Origin of the sequence: Endozoicomonas montiporae CL-33, from assembly GCF_001583435.1 — a bacterium.
Classification (GTDB): Bacteria; Pseudomonadota; Gammaproteobacteria; order Pseudomonadales; family Endozoicomonadaceae; genus Endozoicomonas_A; species Endozoicomonas_A montiporae.
In genome coordinates this window covers 2,075,976-2,088,652 of the sequence record NZ_CP013251.1, presented here as the reverse complement: position 1 = coordinate 2,088,652, position 12,677 = coordinate 2,075,976, and the positions used below count along the sequence as shown (strand labels likewise).

Annotated in this window: 12 protein-coding genes; 2 read left to right on the top strand and 10 right to left on the bottom strand. The window is 50.5% G+C overall.

The window, feature by feature from the left end; all coding sequences use genetic code 11:
* Positions 1-25 precede the first annotated feature (25 nt).
* Positions 26-1,414, top strand: coding sequence for an exodeoxyribonuclease VII large subunit (gene xseA, locus EZMO1_RS09575; protein WP_082211621.1), 1,389 nt, complete (start codon positions 26-28; stop codon positions 1,412-1,414).
* A gap of 85 nt (positions 1,415-1,499) precedes the next feature.
* Here xseA and EZMO1_RS09570 read toward each other — a convergent pair whose 3' ends face one another.
* The 9 genes from EZMO1_RS09570 to ndk form a co-directional block, all read right to left on the bottom strand.
* Positions 1,500-1,814: a cupin domain-containing protein gene (locus EZMO1_RS09570; RefSeq protein ID WP_034873040.1), complete on the bottom strand. Its 315-nt coding sequence runs from the start codon at positions 1,812-1,814 to the stop codon at positions 1,500-1,502.
* A 50-nt stretch (positions 1,815-1,864) separates the two neighbouring features.
* Complete coding sequence (der, locus tag EZMO1_RS09565; RefSeq protein WP_034873039.1) at positions 1,865-3,340, bottom strand: ribosome biogenesis GTPase Der; 1,476 nt, start codon at positions 3,338-3,340, stop codon at positions 1,865-1,867.
* Between the two features lie 291 nt (positions 3,341-3,631).
* Positions 3,632-4,783 (bottom strand): outer membrane protein assembly factor BamB, encoded by a 1,152-nt coding sequence (bamB, locus tag EZMO1_RS09560; RefSeq protein WP_051789360.1) that lies wholly within the window; start codon positions 4,781-4,783, stop codon positions 3,632-3,634.
* Positions 4,784-4,786: 3 nt separating this feature from the next.
* Positions 4,787-5,461: a YfgM family protein gene (locus EZMO1_RS09555; RefSeq protein ID WP_034873038.1), complete on the bottom strand. Its 675-nt coding sequence runs from the start codon at positions 5,459-5,461 to the stop codon at positions 4,787-4,789.
* A gap of 77 nt (positions 5,462-5,538) precedes the next feature.
* A complete protein-coding gene (gene hisS, locus EZMO1_RS09550) occupies positions 5,539-6,810 on the bottom strand; it encodes a histidine--tRNA ligase (RefSeq protein WP_034873037.1) in 1,272 nt (423 codons plus the stop codon).
* 105 nt (positions 6,811-6,915) lie between these two features.
* Positions 6,916-7,989, bottom strand: coding sequence for a helix-turn-helix domain-containing protein (locus tag EZMO1_RS09545; protein ID WP_034873036.1), 1,074 nt, complete (start codon positions 7,987-7,989; stop codon positions 6,916-6,918).
* On the bottom strand, positions 7,979-8,749 hold the full coding sequence (gene pilW / locus EZMO1_RS09540) for a type IV pilus biogenesis/stability protein PilW (RefSeq protein WP_082211617.1): 771 nt from the start codon (positions 8,747-8,749) through the stop codon (positions 7,979-7,981). The genes EZMO1_RS09545 and pilW overlap by 11 nt, the downstream gene beginning before the upstream one ends.
* Before the next feature lie 81 nt (positions 8,750-8,830).
* The gene (gene rlmN, locus EZMO1_RS09535; protein WP_201772135.1) at positions 8,831-9,976 is read right to left on the bottom strand and encodes a dual-specificity RNA methyltransferase RlmN; all 1,146 of its coding nucleotides are present in this window, start codon (positions 9,974-9,976) and stop codon (positions 8,831-8,833) included.
* Positions 9,977-10,022: 46 nt separating this feature from the next.
* Positions 10,023-10,454, bottom strand: coding sequence for a nucleoside-diphosphate kinase (gene ndk, locus EZMO1_RS09530; RefSeq protein WP_034873035.1), 432 nt, complete (start codon positions 10,452-10,454; stop codon positions 10,023-10,025).
* 997 nt (positions 10,455-11,451) lie between these two features.
* Between ndk and EZMO1_RS26180 the strand changes: the two genes are divergently transcribed.
* Positions 11,452-12,375, top strand: a complete 924-nt coding sequence (locus tag EZMO1_RS26180; protein WP_145912551.1) for a coiled-coil domain-containing protein — start codon at positions 11,452-11,454, stop codon at positions 12,373-12,375.
* A gap of 84 nt (positions 12,376-12,459) precedes the next feature.
* Here EZMO1_RS26180 and iscX read toward each other — a convergent pair whose 3' ends face one another.
* Entirely contained in the window at positions 12,460-12,660 is a 201-nt protein-coding gene (iscX, locus tag EZMO1_RS09515) for a Fe-S cluster assembly protein IscX (RefSeq protein ID WP_034873032.1), read from the bottom strand.
* Positions 12,661-12,677: the final 17 nt, after the last annotated feature.

Genomic DNA, 12,677 nt, shown 5'->3' with positions numbered 1-12,677 from the left:
AACACCACCAAGCCTGAGCCGAATAATGCGCGGTCAAAACTTATACAATTTTTCTGACGACTCATTCTCACAATCGTCAACACATCGCCCACTGACTGTCACAGAACTGAACAGTCGTAGTCGCCGCATGCTGGAAACGCATTTCGGCAATGTTCGCGTTGAAGGCGAACTGTCGGCACTGGCACGCCCACGTTCCGGACACTGGTACTTCACTTTAAAAGATGCCAATGCGCAGATACGCTGCGCCATGTTTAAAAACCGAAACAGCGGCCTGAAATTCTCGCCAACTGAAGGCATGCAACTGCTTCTGAGAGGAAGGGTCAGCCTGTACGAAGGGCGCGGCGACTACCAGCTGATTGTGGATCACTTGGAAGAAGCAGGTGCCGGAGCCCTGCAACGGGCTTTTGAAGCATTGAAAACCAAACTGGCCGACGAAGGGCTGTTCAGCGCAGAACGCAAAAGAGAGATTCCGGCACTACCCCGCCATATCGGCGTAGTCACCTCGCCCACCGGAGCAGCCATTAAAGACATAGTGGCGGTACTTAAACGACGCTTTCCTGCCATTAAGATCACCATCATTCCTGCTGCGGTTCAGGGCAAAGGTGCTGCCCGAGAGATCGTTGATGCCATCACTCTGGCAAACCGGATGCCCAACCTTGATGTATTGATTGTGGGCAGAGGCGGCGGATCACTGGAAGATCTCTGGCCTTTTAATGAAGAAGCTGTTGCCAGAGCCATAGCCGGTAGCCAACTTCCGGTTGTCAGCGCCATCGGACATGAAATTGATTTTACTATTGCCGATTTTGTTGCTGATTACCGGGCACCCACACCTTCAGCCGCCGCAGAAATTCTTAGCCCTGACCGACAGGAGTGGCTGCACAAACTGGATATGCTGCATCGCAAACTCAACATCCATATTCAGCACAAGCTGCAATCCACCAGCCAGTCACTGGACAGCATCAGCCTGCGCCTGAGGCACCCGGGTGAACGGCTGCGAGAACACCACCAACGCCTGAACGACCTTGAAATACGATTGCATCAGGGTATGAGAATTTCACTGCAACAGCAGTCCGGACAGGCTCAACAGCTACAAAACCGGTTATTTCAACAATCCCCGGACAGATTACTCGAACAGATAAGACATCGCACTGAACAAGCATCAGAAAACCTGCAACATCTGGTGCAACAAAAGCTGGAACGCCGCAATCACCAGCTACAACAACTATCAGGACATTTGAACGCTGTCAGCCCGCTTGCCACGCTTTCAAGGGGTTACTCAATCGTACAGAAGGATGAAGGCATCATCACAACGGCAGACTCACTCAAGCCGGGAGATCAGATCACTGCCCGCTTCAGCTCAGGCTCAGCAGCCTGTACGGTGGACACACTTTATCCAGAAATATCAGAAACCTGAAGCCAGCACTTAAAAGGAAGAACCCCAAAACCAGAAAGACCGCGATTGATTCGCGGCCTTTCTGGTTACAGCAACAGTCTGTTTTCTATCGGTAATGAACAGCAATCCATAGAGAATCCTGATCCGGGTCGGTCCACTCCACCCGATGTCGCAAATGCGCAGGCAGGTATAGAGTATCGCCGGGAGCCAAACGAATCAGCTCTGGCTTTCCTTCTATTTTTATTGCCGCAGCACCGGTCAGAAGAACCACCCATTCGTGCCTCTCCTGATCATACCAATCGCCCTCAGGCGTCACATGCCCTCTGGAAACAATGCGTTCAATCGTTACGTCTTTACCTTCAGCCAGCACCTCGATAAATTCCTGAGGTAGTGACCGGGGAACATTGTTAAACAGATTCATTGTCATCTCCAGAAAGCACTTGCCAACCTTTACTCTAAAACATCAAGGCTTCAGGACGTACCTTTTCTGCGCGACTGCACCTTCTTCTTTTTCTTGTTCAGCTTTTTCTCACTGACTTCAATGGTACGGCGCTTATGGGTCACCTTGCGGCCTTCACCGGTATTCTTGCGATGCTCGCGCTTGCGATCCTCGTACGGGTTCTCACTGGTGCGGAACTCAATACGAATCGGTGTTCCCATGATTTTCAGTACTTTACGGAAGGTATTTTCCAGATAACGTTTATAAGACGCTGGCACTTCTTCCGTCTGGTTGCCGTGAATGATGATCGTTGGCGGATTCATCGCACCGGCATGACAGTAACGCAGTTTGATTCGACGGTTACGCACCATGGGCGGTTGATGAATCTTCACCGCATCTTCCAGAATACGGGTCAGTTGATTAGTGGACAGCTTGCGGGTAGCACACTCATAAGCTTCATCAATGGACTCGTAAAGGTGACCCACATTGGTACCGTGGAGCGCAGAGATCATATGAATCCGGGCAAAGTTGATGAACTCAAGGCGACGTGAAAGCTCTTCCTTCACCCGCTTGCGTTCTTCTTCCTTCATACCGTCCCACTTGTTGACCGCAATCACAACGGCACGACCGGCATCCAGAACAAAGCCCAGCATATGCAGGTCCTGTTCCACAATACCTTCACGGGCATCCACCACCAGTACGACCACGTTGGCATCTTCAATGGCTTTCAGGGTTTTGACCACCGAGAACTTCTCGGCAATCTCATGCACCTTGCCACGACGACGCACACCGGCCGTATCAATCAGCGTGTACTCCTGACCAAACCGCTCGTAAGGAATATAAACGCTGTCCCGGGTAGTACCGGCCTGATCGTAAACCACCACCCGGTCTTCACCCAGCAGACGGTTAACCAGTGTGGATTTACCCACATTCGGACGACCGACAATACCAATCTTGATGCCGCGAGCTTTTACGGTTTCCGCTTCGTATTCTTCATCAAACTCTTCAGGGTTGAGCGCCTTGTTTTCTTCCAGTACGCCATCAATCATGCCGCGCACGCCACGACCATGAACCGCAGCGATATGGAACGCTTCACCAAAACCCAGTACGGCAAAATCGGTCTCAGCCTGATCGGCATCGATGCTGTCAGTTTTATTCAACACCAGGTGGTAGCGTTTGTTCTGTTTGCGCAAATGATCCGCAATCATTTCATCAGCAGCGGTCAAACCTGCACGGGCATCCACCAGGAACAAGACAATGTCCGCTTCCCGAATAGCCGCCAGAGACTGCTCAGCCATAACAGAATCAATACCTTCCTCATCACCACTGATACCGCCGGTATCAACAACAATATAAGGACTGGCACCGATTTTACCTTCACCGTATTTGCGGTCGCGGGTCAGACCGGCAACATTGGCTACCAGCGCATCACGGGAGCGCGTCAGACGATTAAACAGGGTGGACTTACCGACATTAGGGCGCCCCACCAGAGCAATAACAGGAACCATACTTCTCTTACCATAAACGTTGCCAGATGACTTTCTGACTACGAGCTTTTCGGACTTCAGGCTATTCGGACATTAAACTATTCGAACACCAAGCCACGCTCCGAAAGCTTCTGAACAGAAAACCATCAGGCAACATTTCAATAGAAACAACAACGCAAGTACAGTGACTTTCGCAGCTGTTTTAAAAACACAAAACGGGCTGAACCTGTTCAGGATTCAGCCCGATGAGAGACAAACAACCGGAACCAGCTGATTCCGGTTATAAATTATTTTAGAAGCTACTTACGATAGCTACTTTTGAGCAAAGGCATACAGCTTGCCTTTAGCATCCAGCACCAGCAACAGATTCCCGGCAGAGACTGGCTGCGACCTGATCGCAGTACCCACCTTATAGCGGCCTGCCATACTGCCATCCACCTGGGACAGGAGGTGCACGTAGCCATCCAGATCGCCCACTGCAACATAGCTGCTGTAAGCTGCCGGCGCACTCACCTGACGATACTCCAGCTGATCCTGACGCCAGCCAACCGCACCGGTTCGCTGATCAATGGAGCTGACATAGCTGTCCTGATCCGTCAGGTACAGAGAGCCAAAACCGGAAGACATCGGCTTGTAACTGGAAATCTCACGATTCCAGCGCACCCTGCCACTGTACATATCCAGTGCAGCCGCATTACCCTGATAGCTGACCATAAATACGTTATCACCCACAATCAGCGGCGATGCATTAATATCAACCATTCGTTCCAGTTCCGAGGAACCCTTAGGTAATGCCACCTTGCTGGCCCAGAGCGGCGTGCCGTCTTCAATGCGATACGCCCGGGCTTCACCACTGTGGAACCCGGCAAACACCGCACCACTTTCAATCCGTGGCGAGCTGGAACCCCTTAATGTCAGAGCAGGCTGCAGATTCTCCTGCGTCCAGACAATCTCGCCGGTCTCAGCGTTAATCGCCGATACGGTGTCATCAATGCTCTGCACAATAACCGTATTGCCACTCATCTGAGGGATCGAAATCACTTCACTGCTAACACGGGTTTCCCAGAGGTCGCTACCATCTTCAGCACTCAGAGCCAGAACCCGGCCATCGAGCGTACCCAGCAGCAGCATGCCCTGCATGGCATTGATACCACCACCTACCTGAACGCCCAGCTTGCGGTTCCAGACCCGTTTGCCTGATTCCAATTCCAGCGCGGTAACGGTTCCATTAGCACCAGCGGTGTAAATGACATCACCAAACACGGAAGGCAACAGCTGTTCATAGCTGTCTCTGACACCTTCACCGATGTTATGGGACCAGACCTGCTTCATTTCGACACTGGCTTCAAAGCTGGTCAGGGGTTTGGGGGTACGCACCTCCTCGTCATCCTTGGAGAACATACCACAGGCTGTCAAACCCACTGACAGAGTAACCACCATCAGCGACCTGAAAAACCGTTCCATGCATTAGCCCTCTTGTACGTTAGCTGCCAGATCGTCCAGTTTAAATTGCAGTATTGGCAGGGACTCGCCATGATCACGAGCCGCATCCAGCGCTTTCTGGTATGCATCGCGTGCCTGATCCAGCTGACCCAGAGCCACGTAAGCATCACCACGAACACCTTCAACAGTCGCTACAAAGGCCTCGTCCGCTTTTGCCTTGGCAAGAACATCCAGAGCCGCCTGAGCATGTTCGTCACCCTGACCCAGAATGACACGAGCCAGACGGGCACGAGCCACCTGCTCTACCTCAGCTTCAGGCTTGTTATTCAACACCCACTCCAGAGAGGCGCGTGCCGAGTCCAGATCATTCTCCAGCACCTGTTGCTGCGCCTGAATCATGGTGGCAAACGACGCGTAACGTGTACCGCTGTAGTCATCCTGAAGGCTGCTGACCACATGAGTCATCGTGCTCTTCTGATCTTCAGACAGCGTTTGAGCCATCTGACCAGCCTGTGTGGCCTCCAACAGATTCTGGTACAGGGCAGATGCGGCAGAAGCCGTTTCATACTGATGCTTCTGGTAACCCTTGTAACCAAAAATAACCGCCATGGTAATCGCCACACCATAAACGGCTGGCTTACCGTATTCAGACCAGACGCGTTTAAGCAGCTCAATTTCTTCTTCGTCAGTACGGTTCACACTCTTACTCCTGAGAAACCTTTTCTAATCATCTTAACTGTCGGGCAACGTGCCACATCAAACAGCAGATGTCAGGGTTATTTTGCCTGCAGATACTCAATCGCTGCATTCACGTCCATCGTTTGCTGAGGCTCGTCACTGTTCAGTGGTTTAACGGTGACTGAATGGTTCGCCAGCTCGTCCTCACCAATAATCAGGGCAATATCAGCGCCACTACTATAAGCACGCTTCATCTGTCCTTTGAAACCACCGCCGCAGTTCACCTGCATGCGCAGTTCCGGCAAGCCATTGCGAAGGGTTTCCAACATTGGCATGGCACGCCCGCTAACGCCTTCACCACGGGTCACCACTGCAACATCAATGGTTTTACTGACACTGTCCGGAATCAGATTCAGGGTTTCCAGCAACAGCACCAGGCGTTCGATACCCATGGCAAAACCTACCGCAGGCGTTGGCTTACCACCCAGCAACTCAACCAGAGCGTCGTAGCGCCCGCCGCCACAGACGGTGCCCTGAGCGCCCAGACTGTCTGTAATCCATTCAAACACGGTTCGACTGTAGTAATCCAGCCCTCTCACCAGCGTCGGGTTGACGACGTATTGAACACCGGCAGCATCAAGAATGCTTTTCAGGGTTTCAAAGTGCTCTCTGGACTCGTCATCAAGATAGTCCTGCAATACAGGCGCATCTTTTACGATCTCCTGAGTACGTGCATCTTTGCTATCCAGAATGCGCATCGGATTGATGCTCAGGCGACGCTGACTGTCTTCATCCAGTTCAGATTCGTAGCGGCTCAGGTATTCAACCAGAGCGGTACGATAGGCCTTACGCGCTTCCAGCGTCCCCAGCGTATTCAACTCTAGCCGAACATGCTCAGTCAATCCCAGTTCTTTCCAGAAGCGGGCAGTGAGAAGAATCAGTTCAGCATCAATATCTGCGCCGGCCATGCCAAAGGTTTCAACACTAAACTGATGAAATTGACGATAGCGACCTTTTTGAGGACGCTCATAGCGGAACATCGGACCTGACGTCCACATGCGTTGAACCTGATTATAAAGCAGCCCGTGTTCTATCGCCGCTCTCACACAACTGGCGGTTGATTCCGGGCGTAAAGAAAGACTTTCACCGTTGCGATCATTAAAGGTGTACATCTCTTTTTCTATGACATCGGTGCCAGCACCAATACCACGGCAGAACAGATCAGTGGGCTCAACGATCGGCATACGAACTTCACTGTAGCCATAATGGGCCATCAGCTGCCGAAACTTACCTTCAAGATACTGCCATGCCGGACTCTGACCTGGCAGGAGATCGTTCATGCCACGAATAGCTTTCAGTTGCTTTGCCAACTTCTGACGTCCTCTCAATCCTCAACTATGCCAACCAGACAGGCCGGTCGGACAAAGGGAGCAACTATAACGGTTCCGGCTTAATGATAACAGTCAAAATACTGATTAACCGGCATCTTCAGAGCCAAGCACCAGACTGACCACATTACGACCCGGTTCCGAGGCCTTCACCTCAACCGGTTCACCATTGAAAGTTACCGACTGCACACCCGCCACGTTACCAAACCGAACCTGAATGGTATCAGGCACTTCCAGATCCAGACTGGAACCCGCTTTCTGCACATCGGTATAGAGACTTTTACCCGCCATATCACGCACCTGAATCCAGCAATCCTCAATAAAGCGAATCACCAGATGCGTCATACCCGGCAGTGCCGGTTCCACAGGAGGAACAATTGCTTGTGCTGTAGTCTCAACCGGATTAACAGTCTCAACCGGGTTAACGACTTCCTGAACCGGAGCCTCTGACGCAACGACCTCTGCAGGAACTATTTCGTCTTGACGAGTATCAGCCACGGGCTCACCCAGGTCATCAGGCATCAGAACAGCAGGGTCTGGCTCAGTCACCTGAGGCAAAATCTCTGGCTCGACAGCCACAGGCTGAAGAGCAGCAGTATCAGGCAGCGATGGGGCTACAAGTTCTGCAACGTCCGTTTCCGAAGCCGCATCGGTGCGTCCTCCGCCCCAGTTGTAATAACTAAAAGCTACCACCAGCAGAATGGAAACAATACTGACCACTCCACCAACACTCACCACCGGCGATACATGGCGGCGAATTTCTACATCCTTCCCCTCGGAAAGCCTGGGGGTTTCCTTACCGTTGTCACCGGTAAACTGATCGAAGTGATGGATAATTTCATCCGCATCAAGCTCTACCAGTCGGGCATAACTTCGCAGGTACCCCCGGGCGAACATCAGCCCCGGCAGTTTATCGAAAGCATTCTGATCAATAGCAACAATATAAGATGCAGGAATTTTGAGGAGGTCCGCCACCTCTTCCGGTGTCAGCCCTTTTATCTCACGGGATCGTTGTAGCCTCTCACCGGGAGACAGGGTACCTCTTTCTTCTGCCTGAGCGGATTTTTGATCGTGCGCCGACTGAATATCGGCATTTACTGTTTCATCCAAGAGGCTTTCGCTTTCTGTTTCGGTCTTTGCTTCTAATAAGTCAGTAGTCATAACTGCTTCGACTCCGGGAATCCCACCCCGCTTTTGAGTTGGGATAATAACGCTGCAGCTCATCAGCATAACGGGCTGCTGCGCTGTTGTCGCCGTTAGCTCTTGCCAGCCTGATTCCCAGCTGCAGGCTACGCTCATTTTGCGACGACATTGTGACAAATGTCTGATAATGCTCCCAGGCCAGAGGGTACTGTCCCTGTTCATAGAAAAGAGACGCCAGCTCAAGCCTGGCCCTGGGTAAATTGGCATTCAGTTTCAGGGATTTTTCAAAATTCTGCCGAGCCCTGTCGCGCTGCCCCTGCTGCAGTGCAACCAGCCCCATATTCTCGAAAACGCGACTGCGCTGAGGATAGCGGACATCATCTCCAGCCAGTGTAAACTGACGGTAAGCTTCGCTCAAACGGTTCTGACTGAAAAGAAATGCACCATAGTTGTTGTGTATTTCAGAAGAGCCGGAACTGAGAGAAAGCGCCTTGCGGAACGATTGTTCTGCCAACCTGTTCTCGCCCTGAAGCTGATAGACGAGAGCAAACATAGCATGTACATCAGACGAACCTGGTTGAATTTCCAAAGCCCGGTTCAACGGCTTAATGGCATTCTCCGTATACCCTTCCTGCACATAGCCTCTGGCGAGATCAATATAGCTACGCACAGCCTGATTTTCATCCGTCTGCCGGCCACCTGTTGACACACAACCGGTTAATACAACCGCCAGCATTGCACACATGAAAGCTGAACAAGGCTTCCTTCTTGCAGTCATGCTACTCCCCTGATTATTAGTATTGCCCGCAAAAGACAGTGCAACCTTATTGAGAAAGAGCACTGCCTTATCAGGGCTTATTCAGGCTTCCAGCTGCCTTGCTTCAATATAGCGCTGGCTTCGGCGTGTTCGGTCATTCACCTGTCCCACCAGCTGACCACAGGCAGCATCAATATCATCCCCACGGGTTTTGCGTACCGTTGTATTAAAACCGGCAGCCTGCATTCTTTCCTGAAAACGACGAACCGCATTATTGCTGGGTCGGTCGTAACCGGAATGAGGGAATGGATTAAAGGGTATCAGATTCAGCTTGCAGGGCACATCTTTCAACAACTCAATCAGCTGTTCGGCTTGCTCAGGCTGATCATTCACACCTGCCAGCAAGGTATACTCAATCGTCACCACACGACGGTTGTCCGGTAGTGAATTCATGTAAAAATCAATAGCATCCATCAATTGAGCCAACGGATACTTCTTATTGATCGGAACCAGCACATTACGAAGTTCGTCGTTGGGTGCATGCAGCGATACCGCGAGTGACACATCGGTCACTTCACCCAGCTTGCGCAGCATGGGCACCACACCGGAAGTACTCAGTGTCACCCGACGCTTGGAAAGACCATAACCAAAGTCATCCATCATCAGATTCATGGCATCGACCACATTATCGAAGTTCATGAGTGGCTCACCCATGCCCATCATCACCACATTGGTAATGCGACGATCGATTTTAGCAGGCACGTTACCAAAGTGCCGGGCTGCTACCCAGACCTGACCAATGATTTCGGCGACCGTCAGATCCGAGTTAAAACCCTGCTTGCCCGTTGAACAGAAGCTGCAGTCCAGCGAGCAACCTGCCTGAGAAGACACACACAATGTGCCACGATCCCCTTCCGGGATGTAAACGGTTTCTACACAACTGCCACTGGTCACCCTGACCACCCATTTACAGGTACCATCCTCAGAAAAATGACTGCTGACAATTTCAGGCCCGCGAATCTCGGCGACCTGTTTCAGTCGCTCACGCAAAGCCTTGCTGACATTGGTCATATCGTCGAAGCTGTCAACACGCTCATGATGAATCCACTTCAGCACCTGCTGGGCACGAAACTTCTTTTCACCAATGCTGACAAAGAAGGCTTCCATCTTGCTGCGGGACAAACCCAGCAGGTTCGTTTTAGCCATTTCATTCACTTCAGAGACGGACTGACCGACTGTTTCTGACATTTCTATACCTCAAAATTGCCGGGCGCAAAGCCCGGCAATCGTACTATCATCTCGTTCGCGGACAGAGTTCCGCTTCATCAAAGAAATAATCAATCTCCCGAGCTGCTGATGTTGGAGAGTCCGAACCGTGTACGGCGTTTTCGTCAATGGTTTGAGCAAAATCCGCACGAATGGTTCCTGGTGCCGCTTCAGCCGGGTTGGTTGCGCCCATCAGCTCTCTGTGCAGAGCCACTGCATTGTCCCCTTCCAGAACAGAGACCACCACAGGGCCCGACGTCATAAAGGCCACCAGATCAGGGAAAAATGGCCGTTCTTTATGTTCTGCATAAAAGCCTTCTGCTTTCTCCTGACTCAAATGGATCATCCTTGAGCCAACGATTTTCAGACCCGCTTTTTCAAAGCGCTTGTATATTTTACCGATTATATTCTTGGCAACAGCGTCCGGCTTAATAATCGACAAAGTGCGTTCTACGGCCATTTAGACTCTCCAAACTTGTCTTTGTTCGTGGCCCGCCAGTCCCGGCCTGCTCAGCGACCGGAAAGGGACCGTTCTTATAATTCAGTTCGAGACATTCTTCACAACCAACTGCAAATCATAGAGCTTTACTTACAGGGACATCATGAAGAATGGCATGGCGGCATTGTAAACGATGACAGTGAAACTGTCAGTCTTTATGACCCGCAGCAAGGCGGCAAATAGCATAGGAAGTGTCCAGTCAGAAGGTAATAACTACCACCCCGGAAGTGGTAAAGACCACAATACATTCCAGCATTCCGTACAGAAAATGAGCCGTGAATTTCCTGAAGTATTCCGGTTTAAATGGGAACCAATACACCCGAGCCTTGTCTCAATGATCTGAGTAATTTTACGACCAGATTCAAGGATGAAATCTATGGACTTTGCAGGATTAGCCGGAACACTTACCGACCAGACCACACCGTTTGAGTCATGGAAACCGTCCGGCATCGTGCCAAAACGCAGCTTTCTCGGCCATGCTGTTGACGCTGTAACCAATGGGTGCAACCGGCTACTGCAACAGCTGGATCATTACCTGCCCGCCACAAAAGCCCTAGAGACCGCCTTTAGTATCACTCCAGTCATCGGCCCGGTCTCCAGAATGCTTTTGCAGGAAAATCAACAAGCCAGTGAGCTATCGGCACTCGAACATAGTAATTACGAGATCGTGTGCGAAGCCGGTAGTCTGATCAAAAACAGAGAATATGCTAAAGCCATTCATGATGTCAGAAATCAGGCCAGCAGAATCAATACACTGGCTTCCGCTCATGAGTCCAATGCCCTATCAGACACATCGTACAGTTCCTCAATACTCTCCACAGGCATACCACTTTTGGGAACTCTTACCATTGGCGCACCACTCTCTCTTCTAGCCAGCGCAGTCAGTTACGCTGTTAACTGCATCAGTGACGATCGAACAAAAGCATCAGAAGCCAGTGCCGCGAAACAGGAAAGACAGATGAGCCTGAGACTGGCAGAACAGGCACAAAAATGGGAGGAAGAAGAGCAACTCAGAATAGAACGTGAATCTACTAATCGTCGTACAACCGCAGTCAGGCAAAACTTGGAAAAAACCATTAGACAATTGGAGTACAAACTCGAAACAGCGCAACTGGGTTGCAAGGGATTAGTGGAAGAATATACCAGACTAAAGAAAAGCAATACCGAACGGTCGATGCAAACCGATAGAAAGCAGTTCAGACTCAATCAGAAACTTGAAAAAGCGACCAAGGATCTGCAACTGGCCAAGATACAATCCTATGAAAGCCAAGAAGAACTGACTCAAGCTCTCGAATCCAGAAAAAGATATCAGGACATACAGGAAGGTCGCATTATAAGGCTAAGCAAGACAAAAGCTGAATTAGTCCGCACCCTGACTACAAAAGAGGCTACCCTTACCGAGCTTTCAGCGCAATTTGAAGGCTTACAATGCCGCTGTCGATCCTTCATAGGGCAGTTACAGTTTTTGGAGAACGAACTCAAACTTCAGGAAAGCGAGCGCCTGAGGTTACAGGAAGCCAACAGGGTAATGGAACAGAAGCTAGAAAGCAGTCAAAACAACGTGAGCGTTATTTTAGAAAATTTAAGACAAAGAAATCAGCAGATTGAGTCCCTTGAGCAGGACATAGAAAGCATCGCTCTGGAAAAGGAAAGCCTTGAGCAAGACATAGAAAACATCACTCTGGAAAAGGAAAGCCTTGAGAACACATTTGAAGAAAATTCAGCAAAGCTTGCGGAACAAAGAAACAGCCAGTCTGCCCAAACAGAAGAAATTGAACACTTGAGTACGCTCCTGAAGGAGGCTGAAAATCAGATTATATCCCTAAAACAACAACTTCAGGCAGCAGACGACTTATTGTTTGAGTTCCAGCTTACTGAGTAAAATAATAATGGTTAGTTAAAGCACGTCCCTGTCTACAGGAAGCAGGGACGACCACCCATCAGCATTGACTCACGATAACGGCCATTAACCGATTTCTTCAATCCAGGCCATCTGAATCGCCTCCAGCACCTTTTCACCGCAGTGCTCAGGGTCATCATCAAAGTTTTCCAGCGCCAGAACCCAGTTGCGCAGGTCAACAAAATTGACATACTGCGGATCGGTGTCCGGATAAGCTTCCGATAGCTCAATGGCAATATCGTAAATATCGGTCCACTTCAGACTCATAACACTTCCCCCTCGTT